Below are 25144 nucleotides of genomic sequence, written 5' to 3' on the forward strand. Positions count from 1 at the left end.
GTATTTATGTATAATGACATTATTATATCGAAAAAAATAGTTTTAGGCTATACCTAAGAATAAGAAATATATAAATAAGATGAAATTTGCGAATTATATAAATTATATAAATTGAGATGGTGAAAGCTTCACTAGGGAGGTCTCATGAGTATTAGCGTCTATTATGGACGAGCAGGATCTGGTAAGACCCATGCCGTATATGAACGGATACGTCAAGTCATGACAGATTGTCCAGGGGAACCCATAATCTTACTCGTTCCTGAACCAGCTACGTATCGGGTAGAGCGGGAACTGGCAGAATTTATGCCTGAAAAAGGTTTTACTACGGTTCGCGTCGTAGGTTTTGGTCGTTTGGGTTACCAAGTATATCAATCCATAGGGTCCAAAGGAGCCGGTCAATCAAGCTTATCTAGCTTTGGCCGGTCTATGTTGTTGCGCCTTGTTATGAAGCGGAAACAAAAGGAGCTAGGTCTCTTAGAACAGGCTACTAAACGTCCTGAGTTTTCTTCTGTATTGCAACAGCTCTTTTCTGAGTTTCGTGCATTTCGCGTCGGTCCTAATGACCTTGAACGTGGGGCACAGTCCGTTAAAAATAAAGTATTACAAAAGAAATTGCAGGAACTTGCCATCTGTATGGCTGCCTATGAAGAGGAAATCAGTCGTCATGGGGAGCGCGACATCGATCCTATCATGGAAATCGTTGAGGCTTTGCCTCAATCTCCACTGATGGAAAACAGCCACGTCTTTATCGATGGCTTTCATTGGTTTACGCCGACACACTACGAGTTGATCTATACCTTGTTTGATTTGGCTAAGGAAGCCGTTATTACTATTGACTTACCGATGGCTCCGAAGGCGTTAAACCTCGCTCGTCGAGGGGAACATCTCTTTAGTCGTCCTTTAGAAATTTACGACACCTTAGTGGCTCGTTATGGCACTAGTATTAATTGGGTGGGTTTTGACGGCAAACGGGGCCCTCAAATCGTACAAGAATTAGAGTCTAATTACTTTACTAGTCCTAGCAAGCAAAATTCTACTGATACTACTGTTCCACTCATTCGTGGTTATAATAGAGAACGAGAAGCTGATGCGGTGGCTCGCCGTATTTTAGCCTACGTAGAATCCTCTCCAGAAGCACGTTACCGCGATGTATGTATCATGCTTCGCGAGTCAGAAACGTACGGGGATACCTTAGAAAAGGTCTTCGGTCGTTATGGCATTCCGCACTTTATCGACCGCCAACGGCCTATGAAAAACCATCCATTAGGCGAGTTGTTGACGGCACTCTTTGATATCGTGCGCCATAGCTACAGTCGAGACAGCATGTTCTTATTGCTTAAAACAGATTTGATGCCCCTTACCCGTGAGGCCGTAGATGAATTAGAAAACTATGTACTCGAGTTTGGTATCGACCATTATAAATGGGAACGTGAAAGCTGGCCCTATTTACGAGGCTTTCATGAAGGGCAAGATGAAGAAAGTCATGTAGATGCACCTCGTAGAGCTCGTATCAACAAAGCTCGGCAAACTATTATGGAGATTCTATCCCCATGGTTTGACTTTGCCGCTCATAGCGAAGGTCATACGGGCGCTGATTGGGGTGCGCAACTGTATGGTTTGTTAGAAACCTTGCAAGTGCCACAGCATCTCTATGAATGGGCAAAAGATGCAGAAACGGTGGGCGATCAAGAGTCGAAAGCCAGCCATGAACAGATGTACAATGCTGTTATTTCTTTCATAGATGAAATCTCTATGGTCATGAAGGATGAAGTGTTGACCCTAGATGAGATGATGTTGCTCCTCGAAGAAGGCTTGAGTGATGTGAATTATTCTATGATTCCTCCGTCCTTAGATCATGTGGTAATCACCACCATCGAACGTGGTTATAGTCAATGGTGGCCTAAGGTATTCGTCATGGGCCTCAATCAAGGCATATTCCCACAAAGCATGGGCGATGAAGGTCTTATCAAGGATAAGGAACGTCAAGAATTGGCGGAGGCCGGCATTACTTTGGCGGAAGGGGCTTTGCCGAAGGCTTTCAACGAAAATTTCCTATTATACCTAGCTATGACGCGAGCATCCGATTCCTTGACGCTGTCCTATGCAAGTTCTGGTGAAGATGGAACCGGCCTTGAGCCATCCCTCGTGGTGAAACGACTAGAATCCCTTGGTTATGTAGATAAGGCGGTAGATATTCCACTCTCCATTACACCTGATACTGAGTCGGATTATGTATGGAGACCTTTACAGAGTTTGTCCCTATTGTCTGAGCGCTGGGGCGCCCTCTTTAGTGGGCATGAGGTCAATCCATTGTGGTGGGGCCTCTATAACTGGGCTCGTGAAAGCGACACCTACCGTCCTCGTTTAGGTGAGGTGTCTCGTGGTATTCGAGATAATAATGATGTACCTGTCATTACGAAGGATTTAGTGAATGGATTGTTCCTATCTAAAGGCTATATGTCTGGTTCTGTGACGCGTCTAGAGAGATATCAGCAATGTCCGTTCAAGTTCTATGCTCAATATGGTTTAAAACTAGAACCGCGTCGTGTACGTTCCTTTGGTGCTCCTGAAATTGGTACATTCCTTCACGCTAATTTAGAGCGTTTAGGTAATTATCTATTAGATAACAATAAACAATGGCGTGACCTTAACGAAGCGGATCAACAAAATTTGTGCCGCTCCGTGGCAGAAGAAATTTTACAAGAAAATCAGGGCGGCGAGGAAACGAGTGACGCCTACCAAAAGGCAATCGAGCAGCGTGTACAAAGAACATTACATGTGACGGTAGACCGCCTTGTGGAGTGGTCGAAGCGCAGTGATTTTGATACGAAATACTTGGAGCAAGATTTTGGACGTCAAGGCGGCTGGGATCCGATTCGCGTGCCTCTTGGAGAAGACCGTTATTTACGCCTCATCGGTCAAATTGACCGCATTGATGAATATACACGAGATGGTCAAACTTATGGCATGGTTATTGACTATAAGTCGGGCGGTGCCCACGTAACGGCCCAAGATGTGTACTATGGTCTTAAATTACAGCTCATGACCTATCTATTGGCGTTAGAATCCGCTTATGGCAAAACGCATGGTGGCTCCATGTCACCGGCAGCTGTGGTGTATTCCTATGTGAAAAATCCTAAAATTCCTGCCGATGCGCCTATATCTTATGAAGATGCAGTATCTTTGGCTAAGGAAAGCGATGCATGGCAAAACAGTGGATACTTCTCTGATGATATCGAGTTGTTGACGCATATTGACAATAAATTTTTGTCCTATGGATCTAAACGAGGACCATATGTACCAATCGCTACGAAAAAGGATCAAACTATTTCTAGTAGAGACTTGCGTAAGGTTAAGAATCCTGGTGAATTTGACGTAATGTGTCGTTACACCAATCATGTAATGGCTGACATTGGTCGCCACATCGGAGACGGTCAATTCCCAATTCAGCCGTACCAGTTACATAAGAATAGACCTTGTACATACTGTGACTACAATACTGTATGCCGTTTTGACTCTAGCCGTAATAAGTATAACTATCTGTCCGGCTTATCTGAAGATGATGCATTAGAACGGATGAAAGAGGTTCTAAACGACGGAAACAACAGTAACGACAGCAATAATAGTTATGACGGAAATAATAGTAACGAAGGAGGTGAAAACCATGGGTGTTAAATGGACGCCGGAGCAGGAGTCTGCCATCATAGCGCCGAAGGATTCGTCCTTAGATAATCAAACCTTGCTAGTCGCTGCAGCTGCGGGCTCTGGTAAAACGGCAGTTCTCGTAGAGCGTATTATTACGCGGCTTAAAGATATGGATAATCCTTTATCCGTTCAAGAGCTCATGGTTGTAACCTTTACAAAGGCGGCAGCTCAAGAGATGAGTGCTCGTATTGGTCTTGCTTTGGCGAAAGCCATGGAATCCAGCGAGGATGCAGCCATGCAAGAGCGCCTTGAACGACAGCTTAATCTATTGCCGTCTGCTCATATTTCTACGTTGCACTCCTTCTGCCAATGGGTGATTCGGTCTTACTTTTACAAGCTCGATATTAACCCTACTGCTCGCATCGGTAACGAAGCAGAAATGGCATTGTTACAACAAGAGGTGCTAGCCGATTTATTGACTAAATCCTATGAAGAAGGCCTTTATAATATCTATGAATTGGCTGATTTCTTTAGCGATGATAAATCGGATGCAGGCTTAACGGCGAAGATTATGTCTCTATATAACTACGCCATGTCCCTTGCTAATCCTGATGGATGGTTACGTAAAGCCTTAGAGCCTTATAAAGAGGCTATGACTGTAAATCCTAGTGAGACCCTATGGGGCCAATATATGTGGGATCAACATGTAGCTGTTATTGACCGTATTCGCGAGCGCTTAGAGCGGATGGAGCAAATCTTATTGGATCCAGTGGGGCCTCATAAATGGCAAAATATTTATGATAACCAACTAGCCGCACTAGGCATGCTTTCAAATGCTCAAACTTGGGACGATATGGGCGAAGTATGTAAGCATGTAGATACCTTTATTAAAGATCAGTTCCGCATGGGACCAAAAGAGGCACAAGCCTTTGACCCTATATTGGTAGCAGAGTTTAGATCTTTAGGCGGTCAAAATAGAGATGACCTCAAAGCGATGCAAGCTGCTGTATTCACAGTGCCGGAAGCTACCTTACGAGACCAGTTCAAGGCTCAATATCCAATCATCGAAGGTTTAGTAGAGCTAACCATTGCGTTCCATAAGGCGTATCGCGATATGAAACAAGAGCAAGGAATCATGGACTTTAGTGATTTGGAGCATTTATGCTTGGCCCTTCTCGTGGAGCCTGGTACAGAGGATGACCCTCAGCCGTCCGATGTAGCAAAGGAACTGCAAGATACTTTCAAAGAAATCATGGTCGACGAATACCAAGATACGAACGGCGTGCAAGAGACGATTATCAACTTGATTTCTCGCGTCGATAACCGGTTCTACGTAGGGGACGTGAAGCAAGCGATTTATAGCTTCCGTATGGCTGACAGTTCTCTGTTTATGGAGAAATATAATACCTACGGCAGCACTGATGCGGTAGAACGCCGTATCGACCTAGCAAAGAATTTCCGATCTCACGAAAATATTTTGGCTGCTACGAACTTCTTGTTCTATCAAATCATGACGGAAGAGGCGGCGGAGCTCAATTATACTGAGGCAGAATCCCTCATTCCTGGCCGTATCGTAGAGGATGCGCCTGAGGATTGGGTTGGAGGCGACGTAGAATTGCAGCTCTTAGATGTGAGCAAGGATACTCTCGGTGCTAGTGAAAGCGACGAAGATGAAGGGGATGACCCTGAAAACAACGAGCGTGAGCTAGATTTCATCATCCAAAAGATTAAGGAAATCCATGCGGCTAAGAAAAAGGTGCAAAATCCAGATGGTACGTTCCGTCAAATCGAGTGGCGTGACTTTGCTATTTTGCGCAGATCCTTGGCTGGTTGGGGCACTCGTGCCGTAGAGGCTATGCGCCAAGCGGGCATCCCTGCGGTGGTAAACGAACGAGATGGCTACTTTGAAGCACAGGAAATACAACTATTGTTAGCGCTGTTATCCATCATAGACAATCCAGAACAAGACTTGCCGATGGCGGCGGTATTACACTCTGGCCTCGTAGGTCTTGATGCAAACGAACTAGGCGCACTGCGCCTATCTGGCGAGGGCTCTTTGTGGTCTCTTATGCCAGCCTATGCTAAAGAGGTTCAAGATGAGCGTTTATTAGCGTTTATTGACCATATGGAGCGGTGGCGTACCTTATCGCGCCGTCACGGTGTAACAGATTTGCTATGGGATATTTACGAATCTCAAGACTATGTTAACTATGTAGGAGCCATGCCGAACGGTCTCGTGCGCCGTGCGAATGTACTCGCTCTGTATGACCGAGCTAAGGGCTATGAGGCCTCTGGCTTCCGTGGACTCTTTAGATTTTTGCGCTTTGTGGAAAGCTTGCGTGATAGCAACCAAGATATGCCTCTTGCCAATGTGGTGAGCGAAGCGGACAATGTGGTGCGCCTCATGACCATCCATAAGAGTAAGGGCCTTGAGTTCCCTGTGGTATTCTTATCTGGCGTTCAAAAACGGTTCAATATGATGGATCTTCGTTCAGAACTCCTCATCGATAAAAACGCAGGACTTGGTCTTAAAGGGTACTTCCCAGATATTCGGGTGTCTTTCCCAACTATGCCGTGGTTCTACGTGAAAGACGTCAAAGAAGCAGCCCTCAAGGCCGAGGAACAGCGTATTCTCTATGTGGCGTTAACACGGGCACGAGATAAGCTGATTATGACAGGTCATTTTAAAGGCTTTAAAAATGCTAAAGGTAAGTTGAGTACCTTAGGTGAACTCATTAAAAATGCAGCGTCAGTAGAAGGTCAACAATTGCCGACGGATATTATCACCCAAGCTAATACGTATCTAGAATGGTTAATTATGGGCTTTACCCGTCATTTAGACGGTGGTAATCCATTGCGCGTAGCCATTGAGTACGAAGGACCGACCTATTTTGATTTACCAGATAAAAAATGTCGCATCAAGGTCGAAATCCACGATGGCTCTCTCTACGGTGACCTCGATTATAAGGCAGATATCGATGAAACTACCATCAATAAGGTACGCGAATTACAAGCTGTTAATTCCGTGGAACTGCCACAGGAAATCGAAGACCGCTTCAACTATAGTTATCCGTACAGCGACGCTACGCGGCGCACGGCTAAGATTTCCGTCAGCGAATTGAAACGACGATTCCAAGAACGGGAACTTGAAGCAGGCACTATTGATACTTTGAACGAATCGATTGTAACGGTAGATACAGAGGCTAAACGAGCCGTTTCAGATGCAATCTTAGGTCAAGCCATTAAGCTAGATGTTCGTAATGCTGATAGCGACGATACAAGTAATGAATCTGTACCAACTATTACAGTTCCTGCTGATGATTTAGCGAATTCTGTATTTGGTCGTAAGCCGCAAGCACTACAGTCCGAAGAGGATGTGTTGACGGGGGCTCAATGGGGTACCTTGATGCATGAGGCCATGCAATGGCTTCCTCTTGCGCAGTATACTCAAGCTTCTTTAACGAAAGAGCTTGATGCACTCGTAACTAAAGGGACTTTCACAGAGGAAGAACGAAATCTATTGAGCGATACAAGTCTATATAAATTCTTTAGTTCTGACCTTGGGAAGCGTCTTGTAAATGCGAAGCGCATAGAACGTGAATTGCCATTCAGTATGCTTTTTGATGGGAAACGGGTATACGATACCTTAGAGGACGGCGAAAATCTGTTCCTTCAAGGTATTATCGATACTGCCTTTGAAGAAGATGGTGAGTGGGTTCTTGTAGATTACAAGACGGACCGCGTCAAATCTGGGGAAGACCTCATCAAGCGTTATAAAATACAAATGGATCTCTATAAAGAGGCCTTGCAGCGATTGACAGGGATGCCTGTGAAAGCATGTTATATCTATAGCTTCCGTTTGCATGATGCTATCAGCATAGACTAGCCTTGTAAGTATATGCTTAACTTAGTGCTATGCATGAGAAATATGCAGGGACTAGGTAGGTATTTCCTATAAGGTAATGAACATAAAAAAGCTCTCTATTCTTGAATAGAGAGCTTTTGTGTTATAGATTGTTATATAGTTTTGTCTTGTAGATTTCTCTATAATTTATTAAATATGTGGTAGTATAGGCAAATTCAAAGCCTTTTTCTTTTTGTGTTTTGCAGGGGCAAATACTTTTAGAACCCGTGGCAATACTTCGATATCTACTGGCATGGATGGGCCTTGGTCGCCATCCATATTAGTAGGTAAATCACCGATATTAGATAATAACTCAATATGAGCCTTTTTCACGGTTAGTGTTGTTGTATAACGGGAGTTGTAGATGGCACCACTAATGATAAGCGGTAATACGCTTAGAATATCGAGGATGAAGTATTCCTTGAATATTATGATGCGCATATAACCATCATCTACAGATGCTTCCGGCATGAAGCGTTCAAAGCTAGACACTACATTGGTGAGCAATGCAAGAACGAGTGGGGATTTACAGATAAAATCGTCATTCTCTGTTTTGATGCGGTATGTGTAGTCCTTTGTTGTAAATAAGGCTTGCCCTGCGCGTAAAAAGTAGGCTAGAGGGCCTAAGATGCTCTTTTCCTTTGGGGTAACCTCTTCGATTACCTTTGGAATAACACCGGCTGCGATATTATTGCAGAAATATCTGTCGTTACAACGACCGATATCAATGGTACGTGTTTGATTGATATCAATTCGTTTGATCGCCTGTGTTGGATTCTGATGAATACCAAGGGCACGAGACATATCGTTTACAGTACCAACAGGAATGAAACCAAAGGTAGATTTAAAGCCACCTTGGGCAATACCGTTAACGGTTTCATTTACGGTGCCGTCACCGCCCATGCAGAATACAGCATCGAATCCGCGTTCGCAAGCATCCTTTGCGAAACGTGTAGCATCGCCTTCACCAGTAGTGAATTTGACCTCAATCGTTTCAAACAAGGTGCTCAATTTCCATTGCAAATCGAGGGCATAGCGACGTGCTGCACCGCCACCTGATACAGGATTTATGATAACTAAACAACGGCTCATGGTACAACTTCCTTACTTTCAAAAATGAGATATAGCTATTATCTATCGTTAAATTGACAGTCTTAGATGTGAGCTCTATAATTATACTATATGTACTAAATCACATATAACATATTTATTCAAAATACAAAATATATCGTACAATATATTATACTCATTTTAGCCGTTCTTTGAAAGTACGAATGAGTTGAGGGGATATAAGATTAGGGGATATTAATGGGACGACAAGATTCTAAAGATAAATACAAATTGTCCGCTGTGGACTCCATTGAAAGATTACCACTTAGTGAACAAGTTTATTTAACATTAAAAACAGCTATCTTAACAGGCGAATTGATGCCACAAGAAAAGCTTAACGAAGTAAAAATTGCAGAACAATTGCAAGTGAGTGCTACACCTGTTCGCGAAGCATTCCGTAAATTGGCTAAAGATAATCTCGTAGTTATTGTTCCTTGGAAGGGTGTTACTGTAAAGGCGGATACTCCTGAAGAGATTATTGCATTGTATCAAGTGCGTGAAGTAATGGAAGGTCTTGGGGCGCGACTTTGTGCCCGTCATGCCACTGATGAACAAATTAAAGAGTTGCGTGAAATTTGTAAAGAAATGCATGAAATTGAAGAAGCTACAGAACGCGTTGAAGTAAACAGTCGTTTCCATACTATGATTGCTCATTATTCTGGTAATGAACGCGTTGTAGAATACTTAGCGAGCTTCCGTGAACGCGTTAACCGCGACATGTACATTAGCTCTTTTAATGCAGTGCGTACCCATGATTGTGACGATGAACATGATCATATCGTAGATGCTATTGAGCGTCATGATGAAGTGGCAGCAGAAACTGCTATGCGTCAGCATATTAATAATGCATTTATCTTCAAAAAAGCAAATGCTGAAGTGCAACACAAAAAACTTAATGAAGTATAATGCCTATTGTTGGCATGCTTTATGAAAGGCTCCGCCGTTGGCGGGGCTTTTTCTGTACGAGTGTTAATACTGTATTTGATTAGCTTAACTTAACTTAACTTAGCTTTGGCTTAACTTTAGTTAGGGCGCTGTTCCTCGTATGACTTAGAAATTCTAATCGTTTATAGTGTGACGTAAGATGAGCATTGCAACTTTTATAATCTATGATACGCAACCTTACAAGCTGAGCTACATCAATTTGGAATGCTTCAGCGATTTTAAATAAAATTTCTAAAGACATGCCGGATATGCCTGTGCCACACTCTAGCTTGCTCAGATAACTGCGACTAATCCCAACGTGGCGTGCAAGCTCGTGTTGGGACATATTTAGAGATATGCGTATGTTGGCAATTTTATGACCTAAACACACATATTGATGTTGTAAAAATGGGTCTTCGTAGGTATTTATTCGCAGCTCAGTTAACGGTGTTGTTAGAGGTTTCATAGGGATTCCTTTCTTTTCCCTGCTCTCTAAATATAGTATACTGAGACTGTTGGTCGTTGACTAATATAGAAAACTAGATATTTATCGGTTATTTCAGATAATTACACGGATTGTGAAATCGTAGGATACTACTGTAAGTATAGGAGGCAATATGGAAAAATACATTGCAGTTGCCATTGGTGGAGCTGTTGGTGCGTTGTGTCGCATGGCTCTTGGCGAATGGGTTATGACAAAGGTGAGTTCCTTTCCATATGGAACGGTTGTAGTAAACCTCATTGGTTGCCTCATTATTGGCCTTGTACTAGGTCTATATATGCAAAAGCCAGATTTATCGCAGTTGGCGAGATTCTTCCTCGTTGTTGGTGGACTCGGTGCATTTACAACATTTTCAACCTTTGCTTTTGAAATGTTACAACTGATGATGTCTGAGTCCTATGTACAAGCTTTATTCTATGGCTCTGTACAAGTTGTAGGGGGCTTAATCCTTTGCTGGATTGGTGTACTACTTGCGCGTATACTTGGTGCAATCTGATCTTACCGAATAAGGTGACTTGAGTTACAGCATATATAAAGCTATTTTTATATGATTAATACATAAGACTATTTAGGTCTTATTCGGAAGATATTTATAAACTAATTTGCAAGAAATTCAGAATAGGATTAGGTACATTTTGTTGTTATAACATACATTGTATAGAATTCAGAATTTAAAGTTTGAATACAATTTTGGGTCTAATACATTACACAGAATTCTAGATTATAAAGGGAGATATTATGAAATCCATTAGAACACAAGATGCTGTAGGGCATGCATTAATACATGATTTAGTACGCATTGTCATAGGAGAGGTGAAAGATACGCCATTTCGTCGTGGCCATGTTATTACGGAAGAGGATATTCCGAAATTACTAGACCTTGGTAAAGAGCATATCTTTGTGATGGAACCTGAGGATGAAGGATTCTTGCACGAAGAGGACGTGGCACGTGCTTTGTACAATATGGCAGGTGGCGAAAATATGCACGATGGACCTATGGCGCAAGGTAAAATCGAAGCTATTGCGGACGTAGACGGTCTCTTTAAAGTTGATGTAGATCGCTTACATGCTATTAATAGCATCGGCGAGCTTACAATTGTTACAAGATATAATAATACACCGGTAAAAGCAGGCGACAAATTGGCGGGGATGCGTTGTATTCCATTGCTGTTAGAAGAACAACAAGTAGAGGATGCGAAGAAAATTGCTAATGACAAGCCTTTACTTAATGTAAAACCATTTGTACGTAAAACAATGGGCATTGTTACTACAGGATCTGAAGTATTTGAAGGCCGTATTAAAGATGCTTTCACCCCAATCATTGAAGAACGTTGTGCCGAATTTGGTGTAAAAAAGGTAGCTCATGAAATCGTGACGGACAATACAGATGATATCGTAGCGGCTATTGATAAGGTAAAAACAGCTGGTGCTGATATTATTTTCTGTACCGGAGGCATGAGCGTTGACCCTGACGATTTAACACCAGGGGCCATTAAACGCTATGCAGATCGTGTAGTAACTTATGGTTTGCCTGTATTGCCAGGCTCCATGGTTTGTATTGCATACTGCGCTGATGGTACGCCAATCCTAGGCGTTCCAGGTGGTGTATTATTTAGCAAACCAACAGCCTTTGATGAAATCTTGCCACGCCTTGTAGTAAACGATGAAATCACAAAAGAGGATTGTATTCGCATGGGCCATGGTGGATTCTTGGGATAATCCTTTTATGGAACATCTAAAAACTGTATAAGCCAATACAAAAAGCGGATAGATTTCATATCTATCCGCTTCTTGTTATTAATGTGCTTTTATAATCTATTTGTTATTAAAATGATTTTTTCCCTAGTGTAGGATGGCTACAACGCTTTAACGTAAGGGTGTCAATCATGTGGACTGCTTCGTCCAACGTAATGTCCTCACGTTTTGTCGGTGTTTCCAGAACTGCTAACGGATGGTCGGTGCCTACCTCACCAGAGGGCAAGTAAATATATTCTTGGTTAATTGTATCACCAAAAATATAGCCCGCTTGTAAATGTTCTTTATGAATGCGACTCATGGTCTCTCCTTACATAATTTCTTTCAGTCTAAAGTCTAGATAGTCTGCAGACACTAGCTCTAATTTAGTAGAACCAAATTCCTTTGGAATGCGCTTAAAGGATATTTGATCGTGTAAATGTCCAAAGATACAAGTATCTACATTGTATGTCTCCATGAGTGCTGTAAAGCCTGAAGGAGCATTGGATTCATTGAACGGAGGGTAGTGTAACAATAACAGTTTTGTTACTGGTGTGTTGTCTATATCTATTGCTGATAGATAGGCCTTATCAGAATCTGTTGTATCAGCTTTATTAAGATTTGTTATATCAACCTTTGCTTCAGCAGTAATTTCTTCTCTTAGTATGTCTACAGCTTTATTCATTTCTAGTAATGCTGCTTCGGTACGCATCAGTTCTCTATCGTAAATGGATTGGTCTGTTTCTGGTGTGAAATGGGAGTCTCCAGGGCAGAGGTAGGCCCGTGTTCCACCAAAGGCAATAATGCGAGGGCCTTCTTCTGTTTGAATGAGTTCTGCTGTACCATGGCCTTGTAAAAAGGTGATAGCATCACCCATGAGATTTCTCATCTTGTTAGCGGAGGCCCACCAGTAGTCGTGGTTGCCGCGAATCATATACTTTTTGCCGGGCATGGATGCAATTTCTTGTAAGTCGTAAGCTGCTTCATTTAGGCGAAGGGCCCAACTCATGTCACCTACGAGAAAGACGATGTCATCATCTGTCACACGGGCCACCCAATCTTCTTTGATGCGGCTCCAGTGATTATCCCAGTGAGGACCAAAAATATCCATCGGCTTCGTCGGAGGATTGCCAGATAGATGGAGGTCGCCGATGGCAAATACTTTCATAAACATCCTTTCAAATACATCATCAAAATTATTTAGATACAATTTGTATATTAAACTATTTAGAGGCGTGGAAGTACGGCGCAATGTCTTGAATGATTTTTGCAGCGCGCTCTTCATCGCAAGTTTGAGGAATTTTGTAACCCACGTAAAGTGGTGTTGTGACATAACGGGCTACTACCTTGATATAGTCGTAGCCGTCCTCAAGATTATATACAAAATAGTTGTAGGACTGGCTATAATTGGCGATGCTGCGCAATACATAACGCAATACTTGCTGTAATCTTAGCGCTACGGAGCGCACAGGTGCATCAGGTTTAAAGCGTATATTGTACTCGAAGAAGCCAATGATAGGCTGGGTAGACAAGGTGATGCGCACATCTTGATCTTCGTACAAGAGCCAGCCTTCCATATTTTGAGCCGTAATATCTTCGTGGTAATCGTAATCCTCAAGGCCTATAATTTGGCTGTGAGGATGGCGGATAGAACCGCCAGACATGTATCCGTGATTTTTGAAGAAGAGTACTGATTTGAACTCTTTCCGTTCCCGTGTTTCACGCCATTTATCTAGACCAAATTGGAGAATGCGAGCCGCTTCATCGGCAGGCAATGTAGAAAATTCGCCTTCGTCTGTTTCTGTTTCAATAATAACCGTTGGCCATGTTTTATCTAATACAGGATATTTGTTCATGAGCCATATGATATGACCTGATGTATCTAGAATATCCGTTAATTTTGAACGATCACAGAAGGGGCAGCGCACTTCTTCGTTGCGAATATTAACAGGCTTTGTGCGCCCTAGTGCGATGTTAAATCGTAGTGGTTTATTCATCATGTGCCTCCTTCCGTATAAGAAAATCTATACTCTTAATCATACCATAATTAGCCCATTCGTACATGAAATAATGGTATAATAATAGGGTATTATTTTAACGATTAAGGAGGCCTTATGAAACCGACGACGCTCGTATTTCCCATTGATGAACAAAATCGCATATTGCTAGGTCGTAAGAAACGTGGTTTCGGGGCTGATAAATATAATGGATTTGGCGGTAAACTCGAGGCTGGTGAAAGCTTCCGAGACTGTGCTGTTCGCGAATTATTTGAGGAATCTGGACTTCATGGTCGCCCGGAAGATTTAGAATGTGTGGCTGCTTTTGATTTTCAATTTCCTTTTGATGAAAGCTTAACACATGTAGGTTATGTGTACTTTTTGCGTGCTTTCACAGGCAATGTAGAGGAAACAGACGAAATGGAACCTCATTGGCTAACAGTAGACGAAATTCCTTACGACCGCATGTGGGATGGTGACCGCCAATGGTTACCAATGTTGCTAGAAGGCAAGAAATTAAAAGGGCCTATCGTATTTGGCCGAGACAACAGTACGGTAGATAAGATGGATCTGACCACTGTGGATACCGTTCTTGAAAGCGAACACTTGGCGCGCATTGATCTGTATATTAATGGATAATTTGTACCTTATTGGCTGCAACATATATGCAATAGGCTTGTAATATGCCTATAGGCATGAAAGTGGTACTAGAGTCCTAAGTTTATAATATTTTGAGGTAATATGACTGATAAAAAGAACCCTAAGTGGGTGCCACAGCTGTTGGCGTGGTATGATGTGCATAAACGGGAATTGCCGTGGCGCGATTGTGGAGATCCTTATAAGATTTGGGTGTCTGAGGTGATGAGCCAGCAGACGCGCATTGAGGCGATGAAACCCTATTATGACAACTGGATGCGTTTATTCCCAACCTTGGAGGACCTAGCAAAGGCCTCTGAGGATGAGGTGGTTCACGCTTGGCAGGGGCTTGGTTACTATAGCCGTGCTCGTAACTTGCGCCTTGGTGTAAAGGACGTCGTGGAAAACTACGGTGGTATTGTGCCCCGTGACCGCAAGACGATGGAGTCCTTGAAGGGCGTAGGATCTTATACAGCTGGAGCTGTGCTATCCATGGCGTACAACGAACCAGAGGTAGCTGTAGACGGCAATGTACTGCGCATTTACGCTCGTTTATATCGCATCTTTGATGATATTTTGAGCACTAAAGGTAAGAAGGCTATAACTGCTATTGTAGAGGAAACATTACCTCACGATCGGCCTGGTGATTTTAACCAAGCCTTAATGGATTTTGGCTCTGCCGTGTGCATTCCAAAAACTCCGCGCTGTGGAGAATGCCCTATTGTAAACATGTGCGAAGCATACCAACATAAGGATACGGACAAATTACCTGTGCGTATCAAGAAAATGAAGGTTGTAGAGGTGCCTCTATTTGTAGGCATCTTGCAATACGAAGACTACTACCTATTGCATAAACGCCCGAATCGTGGGTTGCTACGGTCCATGTGGGAATTTCCTTCGATGGAAATGGTATCTACCTTTGACGAAGGTGAACGAGGCCTTGAAGAATTAGTTAAGGATCTAGGTTTTGAACTAGCTTTACAACCTGTATTAGTAAAAGAAATAACACATATTTTCTCTCATCGAAAATGGTTTATGAAAGCATTTCGCGGTGATTTAACGTATGCAGGAGATGCTAAGAATATAACGATCGGAGCTATCCAAAAGCAATTGCCAAAGGACTGGATGCTCATCAAGCGCGATGCGTTCGCTGATTATGCTTGGGCCGGTCCTCATGGTAAATTGACGGAGATGGCAAAATAATTTGTAGGAGCAATGAATGAGAATTCTATTTAATATCATTTTTTCTGCTATCCTCGTAATAGGATTGGTAGGATTTTGGGCGCTTTTCCTCAACTTGTGGAAGCCTAAAAAGAAATGGCCTGCTTGGGTAGGTTATCTAATTATTATCGGTGCGTGGTTCGCTGCCATCCGATACTATATACTTAATCAAGTGGATCTATACGGAACGGTGTATTATCCGTTGATGAATCTATTCCGTACTGAAAGTTACGGTTTTCTCTTTGGCTTATTCTTGGCTATTCCTGTGTTCATTATCCTAGGTTTACTATACTGGGCGGTTAATAAAATTTGGAGCAAAACGCCAGAGGAAAATAGAACGGGCCGTCGCGCCTTCTTTAGAACGGCGGCAACAGTGGTACCATTGGCAACAATTGGTGGTTCTAGCTATGCAGCCTATGTAGGGCAACATGAGATTGAGGTCACGCATGAAAGCTTCGGATATACGAACTTACCGCCTGGGTTAAAGGATTATAAAATCGTTCAACTCAGCGATATTCATGTAGGCCCAAGCATCGACTTAGATGATCTTGATGAAATTTTAAAGCTCGCCCTTGTAGAAAAGCCTAATCGCGTTGTTATCACTGGTGATTTAATCGATAAACTAGCTTGGTTACCACAGGTTTGTGAAAGACTGACAACCTTTGCAAAACAAATTCCTGATGGTGTAGATTTCATCTTAGGCAATCACGAATACCATCACGATGTGAATAAGGTGTTAGAGGAATTGAAGCACAATACACCGATGAATATTCTTGTGAATAGCAATATTCAAATTATGGGCGGCAAACAACCTGTATATATTGCTGGTGTTGCGTACGACAATGATCGAGAAAAAGAAAAACGTGAAGCTATGATTGATAAGGCTTTATCCGGTATTCCCGACTATGCCTTTGTTATTCTATTGGCCCATCACCCTGAATTCTTTGAAGAAGCCATTGAACGTAAAATTCCGTTGACCCTCTCTGGTCATACCCATGGTGGACAAATCGTATTCATGGGCATGCCGTTGGTACCAACAGGTACACCATATACAAAAGGTCGATACGTAGAAGAACAAAGCGTGTGCTACGTTAATAACGGATCAGGACACTGGTTCCCAATCCGTATCAACTGCCCACGAGAAATTACAGTCATTACATTCTTTGATGGAGTAGCTTAGAAGTAAAGATGAGTTCCTCAGAATAAAAAGTGAGCTCATTAGAATAAAAAGTGAGCTCATTATAGGGATACAATCATGTATAGTAAATCTTTTATCCATAAATTTCTTATATGTATCATTCTACTTGCTCTATTTGATATCTCTCTGCTCTATGATATGACAGCGGATATATATAAGGGATATCTCAAAATAGCAATACTAGTGGCAATTGGATGCCATTTAGATTTATACCTGGAACTCAGCAAACAAGAGGTACTAATGATACAAGCATTCGAGAATGATACATTTGACGAGACCTATGAACTGCTAAATACGAAAGATATGGCTTTTATCATATCTTTGATTTTGCTAATGACTATAAACCTTATAAAATATTAGAAAACCATAAGGTACAAACTAAAAGAGGTATTGTATATGAAAATATAATACCTCTTTTTATTATATGAACTTATATGATAGTTGTGATATATTAGAGCTAAAGTTTTAATTGTGTTATGAGAATATAGTTTTTATAGTTGGTGTGAGAATATGTTTTTAAAAATCTATAATTATTTTGTACGAGGCGTTGTACTTTTCTTTCTTATAATTATCCCTTTTACTGTTGTTACAAATCCTGAAATGATTGAGGATGAAGTCGATTTCTATTTTTTTGTTACTACGTATATTGTAATCCTTTTGAGCTATGTGGTATGGAACTATATTTATAACTACTTAAGACGTAAAAGAGGTTAGCATTTGTGCATATACATTTACCATTAGTTTTAGAGGCCATCCTTTTTTCGTGGATTGCTTTATATTGGCTTATTTATAAAATCTTATTAAGGAAAAAGCTTTCACCATTATTAGTATCTTTAATTGCTAATTCTGATTATGATTTTATGAAAGTTCTTTCCTGGTCGGCAATTATTACATACCCGGTTATGCTGTTTAGCATGTTTTATTTCTTAGATTACATCGCTGTGCCAATTGTATTGGTATGGTTCTTGCAGCCTGTTTTTGTGTTAGCTATATTATTAAAACAGCCACCTCATAGTCGCTATTATGAATGGGCTAGAAAAAAACAGATGTATGTAGTTCTTTTTATGTTTGCTTACATAATGTCTGCGCTAATTTTGTTAAAAGTTAATAAGCTAATATAAGATTAAAGATAGAAAACCCCGATACGTTAAGTATCGGGGCTTTTTTAGTTCATTTGAGGTATGAGAGGATGTTAGAGATATGTCATAAAGATGAGAGAGAATTTATTTCATGCGAACTGCTTCAGCAAATTCGTCTTCGGTCATGAGTTTTTCTTCCAAGATGATTTCTTTAATAGAGCAACCGCGTTTGTACGCTTCTTTTACTACCTTAGCGCTCTTGTCGTAACCGATGTATGGTGTTAAGGATGTAGCGATCATAAGGGATTGTTCTACAAAGAAGTTGAGTTTTTCAGGTACGAATTCGACACCGTCGATGCAGTGTGTTGTGAAAGAATTCATTGCATCTGCGAGGAGGCGACAGCTTTCAACAAAGTCGTAGATCATGATAGGCATGTATACGTTCAATTGGAACGCACCGCTGCCTGCACAGAGTGTCATAGTCGTATTGTGGCCGAATACTTGGGCGCATACCATGGTTAAAGCTTCACATTGTGTAGGATTTACCTTGCCTGGCATGATGGAGGAGCCCGGTTCGTTTTCAGGTAGATGCCATTCGCCGTAACCGCAACGAGGGCCAGAGCCTAAGAAGCGAACGTCGTTAGCGATTTTGAATAGTGTCGTAGCCAATGTGTTAAGTGCACCGTGAGCCATCATGAACGCATCTTTAAGAGCGAGTCCTTGGAATTTATTGTTTTTCACGCGGAATGGAGCACCTGTTACCTCTGGCAATACAGTTTCCATAACGTCTAGATAGCCTTTAGGCGTGTTTACACCTGTGCCGACCGCAGTGCCGCCAAGGGCTACGTCGAGTAGGTAGTCAGCGTTTTGAAGGAGCATAGTTTTAGCAGTTTTTAAGCCGTCCACAAAGGCGCTAATTTCTTGGTCTACCATGATGAAAGTAGCATCTTGTAGGTGTGTACGACCAACTTTTTGCAAGCCTTTACCTTTTTCTTGCAATTTCTCGAAGGATGCGATAAGGCCGTCTAATGCAGGGATGACGCGTTTTGTAATTTCAAAGTATGCGCAGATATGCATTGCCGTAGGGAATGTATCGTTTGTACTTTGGCCGCGGTTTACATCGTCGTTAGGATGGAGCGGGTTGCTTTCATCTAACTGTTTAGCCCGGTGAGCGATTACTTCGTTCACATTCATATTAGTTTGTGTGCCAGAACCTGTTTGGAATACAGTCAATGGGAATTCATCATTCCATTTGCCTTCCACGATTTCATCTACTACTTGCGCGATGAGTTTCGCTTTTTCCTCAGTTACTGCGCCACACTTAGCATTAGTTAAAGCACATGCTTTTTTGACAAGCGCAAGCGCTTTGATTTGTTCAATAGGGATGCGGTGGTCACCGATCTTAAAGTTATTAAACGAGCGTTGCGTTTGAGGTCCGTAAATTCGTCTAGCGTCGACTTCGACTGGTCCCATTGAATCGTATTCAATTCTTGTTTCCATAATGTTTACAACCTCCTTAAAAGACATGCCGACCTTATCGTCGGTACTTTAATTATATAAAATCCTGTATATTTGTACAGAATAAAAGATAATGATTTCTATTTTCATATAGAAGAGAGGTGTATATGCGATTTGTGCATATACACCTTTTCTCCTCTCCCAATATATATGCGACGATTTATATTAATTTGTATACATGTTTCATAGAGGGTTGATTTGAGAGGGGAAAGGCGATAGTCCAAAAACGACTTAGCGGCCCCGCGTAGCGGGGTAGGTGGCTTTGGAGGCTTTTGGACTATTGCCTTTTCCTACATAGTTAATGGTCTAATGAAACATGTATACATTATAAATGTTGCATAAATGTTGAAATCATCGCTTTAACACGATAAAATGGAAGTAGCTTATTATATTGTTGTAAGCTCTAGTTTCACAGAGGAGGTAAGTACTTATGAAACATGACTTTATGAGCCATGACCTTCATCTGCCGGAACTGACACTACGTGGGATGCTACTTGGTGCATTGATTACTGTAATTTTTACAGCATCTAACGTATATCTCGGTTTGAAGGTTGGTTTGACATTCTCGTCATCCATTCCGGCAGCCATTATTTCAATGGCAATTTTACGTTTCTTCAAGGATTCTAACGTTCTTGAAAACAACATGGTACAAACACAGGCTTCTGCAGCCGGTACTTTGTCCGCAATTATCTTTATCTTGCCAGGTCTACTAATGCTTGGTTATTGGAATGGTTTCCCATTCTGGCAAACATTCTTGCTCTGCGCATGCGGTGGTTCCCTTGGTGTGTTATTCACTATTCCATTGCGTCGTGCCATGGTAGTAAATAGTGATCTACCATATCCAGAAGGCCGTGCAGCAGCAGAAATCTTGAAGGTTGGTTCCCATAATGGTGGCCAAGGCCCTCAATCTAGCTCCGGTATGGGCGATATCGTATCCGGTGGTCTTGTAGCTGGTATTATCAGTCTTTGTGCGAATGGCTTCAAAGTGCTTGGCGACAGCATGAGCTTCTGGCTTCCTGTAGGTAGCAAAGGTATTACTCAAATTCCATTGGGCTTCTCTACAGCGTTGTTAGGTGCTGGTTACCTTATCGGTATCGCTTCCGGTATCGCTATCCTAGTTGGTGTACTCATTGCTTGGGCTGGCTTCGTACCTTACTTGACTAACATGTTTGCTCCAGATGGTGGTGCTACAGCTAAATTTGCAATGGCTGTTTGGAAATCTAAAGTTCGTTTCATTGGTGCAGGTGCTATCGGTATCGCAGCGATTTGGACTTTGATTACATTGATCAAACCTATCATCGAAGGTATGAAAATTTCTGTTAAATCCATGAACAGCAGTTCTGCAGAACGTGAATTGCATCGTATGGATACAGATATGAGCACAAAATCTGTTATCATCGTGTTCGGTATCATCCTTTTAGGTTTAGTTCTTACTTTCTGGGACTTCGTATCTGCAGTACCTATTAGCGCAGGCTTAATGTGGACACTCGTTATCGTAGGTGTTCTCGTAGCATTGCTAATCGGCTTCTTCGTAGCTGCTGCATGTGGTTATATGGCAGGCCTTATCGGTACATCTGCATCTCCAATCTCTGGTATTGGTATCTTGGCGACTATTATTTCTTCCCTAGTGGTGTACTTCATCGCTTCTGAAAATAATTTGTTCGCTACAGAAGCAGGCGTACAATTCGCTACAGCTATGGCTATCTTCATGACATCCGTAGTTATCGCGATTGCATCTATTTCTAATGATAACTTGCAAGACTTGAAAACAGGTCAACTCGTTGGTGCTACACCTTGGCGTCAACAAATTGCGTTGTTACTTGGCTCCGTAGCCGGTGCAGTTGCAATTGCTCCTGTTCTTAACTTGCTTTACCAAGCATATGGCTTCACAGGTGCGTTACCACGTGCTGAAATGGACCCTAATGCTGCATTATCCGCTCCACAAGCAACTTTGATGACTACAATTGCTCAAGGTATCTTCAGCTCCAGTATGGATTGGGATTACATCTTGATCGGCGTTGGTGTTGGCGTAGTAGCAATCATCGTTAACTTAATTCTTAAGAGCACAACAGCTTCTTTAACATTGCCTCCATTGGCAGTTGGTATGGGTATCTACTTACCTCCAACATTGGAAGTACCTCTTATCTTGGGTTCTTTCATTAGCTATTTCGTAGGTCGTTACCTAGTAGCTCGTGCTAAAATGCGTGCTGGCGAACTTGCTGAGTACGATGTTGAACAATCTAACCGCCGTGGCGTTCTCTTCGCTTCTGGTTTGATTGTTGGTGAAAGCTTGATTGGTGTAATCATAGCTGTTATTATTGTATTGTCCGTTACAACTGGTGGTGGTGAATCTCCACTTGAATTAGTAGGTCCTGATTTTGAAAAAACAGCACAATGGTTAGGATTGCTTGCATTCATCTTCTCTGGTATCTACCTTGTTCGCCGTGTTGTAGCACACAAATTCAATAAAGAAGAAGCTTTAGCAATGAAAGCTGAGCAAGAACAACAATAAGAGGTAAACAATGAAATTAAAACAGTCTGTACTCATCATGATGGCTGCTGCATTGCCAGTAGTATCCTTCGCAGCAAGCGAAATTCCTGTAACTAAAGACACTGCAACAGTGCGAGCAGCGCAAGCTGATACGAATAAAGTAAATCGCAATGATTTAACATATCGTATTTCCAGCACTGCTACACCAGAGCAAAACCGTGCGTTACGCTCTGTAGCAACTAAGGTTGATCGCAATGCAGTTGAAGTCGTAGCACCAAATGCGGACCGCTATATGGACCGTAAAGAGGTGGCTGTATCTCCAGTGGAATCCACGACAGATCATCTTGATTTAGTGTTCCCAACAGTTAAATCTGTTAGCCCAATTGTAGAAAAAGCAATCAATAACACTATCAAAAAATACGTTGCTAAAGTACAAAACGACGTAGAAAAATTGAATGCCAAAGAAGCTGATAAAACAAATGTAGTAATGTACTACGATGTTAAAACAGACAAAAATGGTATTTTCAGTGTATTGATTCATACGTACACAATGCGTGATCGTGATGCGAATGGCGTCAACTATGTAAAAGGCTTCACATTCAACACTACAACAGGTCGTCAATTATCCTTATATGACCTTGGTGGTCTTAATAAAAAAGAATTAGTGAATGCTATCGATAATAATCAAGATGTGAAAAATCAATTAGGCGGAGAAGTTAATATTGACAAAATGCCTACTGAATTCTACACAACTGATGATTATTCTGTTGTAATGGTTTTACAACAAGACGTGGATACAATCCACAGTGCAGGTACCGTATATGTACCAGTTGGTAACTTACGTGACCGCCAAAATGATGTAACAAAAAAATAATCGAACTGTGTGAATTCGATTATGTGTGTATAGTAACAGCTGTTTAATTGTGAGAAGAACCGCTCCTTTAGGGGCGGTTCTTTTTTGTATTATAGCAATTAAAATATAAAGGGAGATTACTATTTAGCTTTGAATGAGGGTAAAACAAAAAGCCGTGTAGATACACGGCTTTTTATTGTTGAGATTATTTATTTGTTGTGTCGTAGTAGTTTACGCGTGGAGGTAATGGGAATTGGATTGCTGCATCCGGTTTTACTGTCTCTGGTTGTGGTAATTGTACGACTACATTGTTTTTGAATTTCTTTTTGAAAGCTTTCACAGTGTCCTTTTGAACGGAGTCAGCTGTAATGATAAGAGCGCTTGTATCGTCGTTAGGACGGATGGAGATGATGTTACCTTTTGGCTCTTTTGCTTTGTATAAATCAATAGCGTCAGATTGGTAATCTTCAAGTTGTGCTTGATTTAACTTGCCTTGAGCAACCACAAGAGCACTTTCAAGTTGAGGATCTTGTGTTTCAGCGATTGCATGAGCAACAGCCTCTGCTTTTTTCTTATCGGTTAAAGACGCATGTAACTTGCCACCATCCCAGAAGAGGGCACCATCTTGACGGAATTTTGTGAAATCATTGCCATAGCCCAATGTTTTGTCGATGATAGTAGCTGTTTTGCTTTCTACTTGTTGCTTGAACAATGTGTTATGGAACGCAAGAGCTTGTTCTGTTTGCGTCATGCGATATGCAATTTCAGCTGCTTCAGCACGGGTTACATATTTTTCAGGGTTAAATAATGTGCCAGGAGCGTAGTTTGTGAAGCCAAGGTATGCAAGTTCACGAACTGCATCTTGAGCCCAAGGAGCTACGAATTTTTGGTCTCCATAAGCAATATTATCAAGTGCTGTTGGATCTTCTGTTGTATATCCTAAGTAGTGAATATAGTTGTCTGCTACTACAGCAAATTCTTGGCGAGACATATATTTTTCAGGTTTGTATGTATTATCGCCATAGCCGCTGATGATATTTTTACGCGCTACAGATTCGATAGCGAGGGCAGACCAACGATCGGATGTAATATCTTTAAATTTGCTAGATAAGAATGCTGCTGTACCATCATCAGTGATGTTGTTGAAGAGAGCAGCTACTTCTTCACGAGTCATAGGTTGATTAGGTCGGAATGTACCGTCAGAATAACCTTTCATTAGATTTGCTTTTGTTACCGTACTGATAGAATTGGCAGCCCAAAAATCGCTAGGAACATCGGAGAAGATGTGGGCACGGATTTTTTGAATGTCTTGAGGCGTACCAATAGATGTATTCACAACTACAGGTGTAGCAGCTTTAGCGGCATCAAATTTATGAGCCTCTGCTTTAGTTGTTGCTACATTAGGAGCAGCTGTGTTTATAGTAACTGCTTGCGTGGAGGCTACACTAGGTGCTTCAACCTTTGTGGATGCTGCTGTAGTTGCAGGAGCCTGAGTCGTAGTATTTGCAGAAGCAAAGCCAAGTCCTGTTGTAGCTAATAATGTGCCAAGAACGAGGGCACGTAATGCGTAAGGGGTATTCTTGTACATAAAAATCCTTCCTAATTATGGTAAATGGCTACCGTTCTATAGCCGAAGAATATAAACTTTCACCAACAATAAAATCTATATTCATTATATAGCGAATAATAGGGCATGCATAGTGATATAAACAAAGCAGCGTAATACTAAGCGTATACGCTGCCTTGGCTAGTTGAGTGAACGCCGATTAGCGTTTTACTGTCATTTTTACTTTGGAACCGAATAATTTTGAGATTCCTTGTTGAGTTGCTTTAGATGCAGTTGTTACAACAGCGTAAAGTTGGTTGTTTTCTACATCTGGGAATGTAGCTAGAATTGTACCAGCTTTTTCGTTTTTGTTGTAATAGTTGCGGAAGTTCGCATCGATTGCATCGTATTCAGTTTGGCTGTATTGGGATGGTTCAACTACAACGTAGTTATTTACAGTGGAATCACCACGTGCTGCAAGGTTTGCTTTAACTGTGGAAATATCGCTATCTGTTTTCAAAGCTACGTGCAATTGATTGTCACGCCAGTACATTACACCGTAATCTTGGAAAGCATCTTCTGTTTTGTATGTTTTATTCAATTCAGCGAATACTTTATCTTCCAAAGCAGCTTGTTGTTTTTGATCAAGTGCTTTTAACGTGCTGCGACGAACAGGACGAACTGTGCGAGTAGGTTCAGTTTTTTGAGCTACTGCGGCATTTTTATTGCCCTTTACGTCTTTTTCAACTTTTTTTGCATCAGCTTTTACGGCTTTGTCAGCTTTAG

General features: G+C 41.6%; 17 protein-coding genes and 1 pseudogene. 10 read left to right on the top strand and 8 right to left on the bottom strand.

Going from position 1 to position 25144, the window contains the following annotated elements:
• The first annotated feature begins 144 nt into the window (after positions 1–144).
• Positions 145–3675: a PD-(D/E)XK nuclease family protein gene (locus QZ334_RS00620; protein ID WP_295231041.1), complete on the top strand. Its 3531-nt coding sequence runs from the start codon at positions 145–147 to the stop codon at positions 3673–3675.
• Positions 3665–7531 (top strand): helicase-exonuclease AddAB subunit AddA, encoded by a 3867-nt coding sequence (gene addA, locus QZ334_RS00625; RefSeq protein WP_295231044.1) that lies wholly within the window; start codon positions 3665–3667, stop codon positions 7529–7531. The genes QZ334_RS00620 and addA overlap by 11 nt, the downstream gene beginning before the upstream one ends.
• A 168-nt stretch (positions 7532–7699) precedes the next feature.
• Here the strand turns inward: addA and QZ334_RS00630 are convergent, their stop codons facing one another.
• Positions 7700–8641, bottom strand: coding sequence for a diacylglycerol/lipid kinase family protein (locus QZ334_RS00630; protein WP_156719570.1), 942 nt, complete (start codon positions 8639–8641; stop codon positions 7700–7702).
• Positions 8642–8857: 216 nt separating this feature from the next.
• On the opposite strand from QZ334_RS00630, the gene QZ334_RS00635 reads away from it, so the two are divergent.
• A complete protein-coding gene (locus QZ334_RS00635; RefSeq protein WP_024064500.1) occupies positions 8858–9565 on the top strand; it encodes a GntR family transcriptional regulator in 708 nt (235 codons plus the stop codon).
• A 94-nt stretch (positions 9566–9659) separates the two neighbouring features.
• Here QZ334_RS00635 and QZ334_RS00640 read toward each other — a convergent pair whose 3' ends face one another.
• Complete coding sequence (locus tag QZ334_RS00640; RefSeq protein ID WP_295231047.1) at positions 9660–10049, bottom strand: helix-turn-helix domain-containing protein; 390 nt, start codon at positions 10047–10049, stop codon at positions 9660–9662.
• 151 nt (positions 10050–10200) lie between these two features.
• Between QZ334_RS00640 and crcB the strand changes: the two genes are divergently transcribed.
• Together crcB and QZ334_RS00650 are read left to right on the top strand one after the other, a co-directional pair.
• Entirely contained in the window at positions 10201–10581 is a 381-nt protein-coding gene (crcB, locus tag QZ334_RS00645) for a fluoride efflux transporter CrcB (protein ID WP_295231050.1), read from the top strand.
• A 242-nt stretch (positions 10582–10823) separates the two neighbouring features.
• Positions 10824–11804: a molybdopterin-binding protein gene (locus tag QZ334_RS00650; RefSeq protein WP_295231053.1), complete on the top strand. Its 981-nt coding sequence runs from the start codon at positions 10824–10826 to the stop codon at positions 11802–11804.
• Between the two features lie 106 nt (positions 11805–11910).
• Here QZ334_RS00650 and QZ334_RS00655 read toward each other — a convergent pair whose 3' ends face one another.
• The 3 genes from QZ334_RS00655 to QZ334_RS00665 are packed head-to-tail and all read right to left on the bottom strand — an operon-like array spanning position 11911 to position 13816.
• Positions 11911–12141 (bottom strand): hypothetical protein, encoded by a 231-nt coding sequence (locus QZ334_RS00655; protein WP_005385164.1) that lies wholly within the window; start codon positions 12139–12141, stop codon positions 11911–11913.
• 9 nt (positions 12142–12150) lie between these two features.
• Positions 12151–12987 (bottom strand): metallophosphoesterase, encoded by an 837-nt coding sequence (locus tag QZ334_RS00660; protein WP_295231056.1) that lies wholly within the window; start codon positions 12985–12987, stop codon positions 12151–12153.
• A 55-nt stretch (positions 12988–13042) separates the two neighbouring features.
• A complete protein-coding gene (locus tag QZ334_RS00665; RefSeq protein ID WP_024066419.1) occupies positions 13043–13816 on the bottom strand; it encodes a DUF4931 domain-containing protein in 774 nt (257 codons plus the stop codon).
• Between the two features lie 117 nt (positions 13817–13933).
• Here QZ334_RS00665 and QZ334_RS00670 point away from each other — a divergent pair, with 117 nt between their 5' ends.
• The 3 genes from QZ334_RS00670 (at position 13934) to QZ334_RS00680 (ending at position 16853) form a co-directional block, all read left to right on the top strand.
• The gene (locus tag QZ334_RS00670) at positions 13934–14455 is read left to right on the top strand and encodes an 8-oxo-dGTP diphosphatase (RefSeq protein WP_295231059.1); all 522 of its coding nucleotides are present in this window, start codon (positions 13934–13936) and stop codon (positions 14453–14455) included.
• Positions 14456–14557: 102 nt separating this feature from the next.
• Positions 14558–15655 (top strand): A/G-specific adenine glycosylase, encoded by a 1098-nt coding sequence (gene mutY / locus QZ334_RS00675; RefSeq protein WP_295231061.1) that lies wholly within the window; start codon positions 14558–14560, stop codon positions 15653–15655.
• A gap of 16 nt (positions 15656–15671) precedes the next feature.
• Complete coding sequence (locus QZ334_RS00680; RefSeq protein WP_295231064.1) at positions 15672–16853, top strand: metallophosphoesterase; 1182 nt, start codon at positions 15672–15674, stop codon at positions 16851–16853.
• 1241 nt (positions 16854–18094) lie between these two features.
• Here QZ334_RS00680 and QZ334_RS00685 read toward each other — a convergent pair.
• Positions 18095–19450 carry a class II fumarate hydratase gene (locus QZ334_RS00685; protein ID WP_295231067.1) on the bottom strand — a complete coding sequence of 452 codons (1356 nt, stop codon included), beginning with the start codon at positions 19448–19450 and terminating at the stop codon, positions 18095–18097.
• Positions 19451–19898: 448 nt separating this feature from the next.
• Here QZ334_RS00685 and QZ334_RS00690 point away from each other — a divergent pair, with 448 nt between their 5' ends.
• Positions 19899–21980 (top strand): OPT family oligopeptide transporter, encoded by a 2082-nt coding sequence (locus tag QZ334_RS00690; protein ID WP_295231069.1) that lies wholly within the window; start codon positions 19899–19901, stop codon positions 21978–21980.
• Positions 21981–21990: 10 nt separating this feature from the next.
• Positions 21991–22833 (top strand): hypothetical protein, encoded by an 843-nt coding sequence (locus tag QZ334_RS00695; RefSeq protein WP_295231072.1) that lies wholly within the window; start codon positions 21991–21993, stop codon positions 22831–22833.
• A gap of 184 nt (positions 22834–23017) precedes the next feature.
• On the opposite strand, the gene QZ334_RS00700 is transcribed toward QZ334_RS00695, so the two are convergent.
• Positions 23018–24400 (bottom strand): S-layer homology domain-containing protein, encoded by a 1383-nt coding sequence (locus QZ334_RS00700; protein WP_295231075.1) that lies wholly within the window; start codon positions 24398–24400, stop codon positions 23018–23020.
• 178 nt (positions 24401–24578) lie between these two features.
• Positions 24579–25144, bottom strand: a pseudogene (locus QZ334_RS00705) (S-layer homology domain-containing protein); the annotation flags it as partial.

It is taken from the genome of Veillonella sp. (assembly GCF_019414865.1).
Lineage (GTDB): Bacteria > Bacillota > Negativicutes > Veillonellales > Veillonellaceae > Veillonella.

What these genes read in the sequence shown, in the direction of transcription:
- QZ334_RS00620 (WP_295231041.1), top strand. Translation starts at nt 145, where the DNA reads ATGAGTATTAGCGTCTATTATGGACGAGCAGGATCTGGTAAGACCCAT.
- addA (WP_295231044.1), top strand. Translation starts at nt 3,665, where the DNA reads ATGGGTGTTAAATGGACGCCGGAGCAGGAGTCTGCCATCATAGCGCCG.
- QZ334_RS00630 (WP_156719570.1), bottom strand. Translation starts at nt 8,641, where the DNA reads ATGAGCCGTTGTTTAGTTATCATAAATCCTGTATCAGGTGGCGGTGCA.
- QZ334_RS00635 (WP_024064500.1), top strand. Translation starts at nt 8,858, where the DNA reads ATGGGACGACAAGATTCTAAAGATAAATACAAATTGTCCGCTGTGGAC.
- QZ334_RS00640 (WP_295231047.1), bottom strand. Translation starts at nt 10,049, where the DNA reads ATGAAACCTCTAACAACACCGTTAACTGAGCTGCGAATAAATACCTAC.
- crcB (WP_295231050.1), top strand. Translation starts at nt 10,201, where the DNA reads ATGGAAAAATACATTGCAGTTGCCATTGGTGGAGCTGTTGGTGCGTTG.
- QZ334_RS00650 (WP_295231053.1), top strand. Translation starts at nt 10,824, where the DNA reads ATGAAATCCATTAGAACACAAGATGCTGTAGGGCATGCATTAATACAT.
- QZ334_RS00655 (WP_005385164.1), bottom strand. Translation starts at nt 12,141, where the DNA reads ATGAGTCGCATTCATAAAGAACATTTACAAGCGGGCTATATTTTTGGT.
- QZ334_RS00660 (WP_295231056.1), bottom strand. Translation starts at nt 12,987, where the DNA reads ATGAAAGTATTTGCCATCGGCGACCTCCATCTATCTGGCAATCCTCCG.
- QZ334_RS00665 (WP_024066419.1), bottom strand. Translation starts at nt 13,816, where the DNA reads ATGAATAAACCACTACGATTTAACATCGCACTAGGGCGCACAAAGCCT.
- QZ334_RS00670 (WP_295231059.1), top strand. Translation starts at nt 13,934, where the DNA reads ATGAAACCGACGACGCTCGTATTTCCCATTGATGAACAAAATCGCATA.
- mutY (WP_295231061.1), top strand. Translation starts at nt 14,558, where the DNA reads ATGACTGATAAAAAGAACCCTAAGTGGGTGCCACAGCTGTTGGCGTGG.
- QZ334_RS00680 (WP_295231064.1), top strand. Translation starts at nt 15,672, where the DNA reads ATGAGAATTCTATTTAATATCATTTTTTCTGCTATCCTCGTAATAGGA.
- QZ334_RS00685 (WP_295231067.1), bottom strand. Translation starts at nt 19,450, where the DNA reads ATGGAAACAAGAATTGAATACGATTCAATGGGACCAGTCGAAGTCGAC.
- QZ334_RS00690 (WP_295231069.1), top strand. Translation starts at nt 19,899, where the DNA reads ATGAAACATGACTTTATGAGCCATGACCTTCATCTGCCGGAACTGACA.
- QZ334_RS00695 (WP_295231072.1), top strand. Translation starts at nt 21,991, where the DNA reads ATGAAATTAAAACAGTCTGTACTCATCATGATGGCTGCTGCATTGCCA.
- QZ334_RS00700 (WP_295231075.1), bottom strand. Translation starts at nt 24,400, where the DNA reads ATGTACAAGAATACCCCTTACGCATTACGTGCCCTCGTTCTTGGCACA.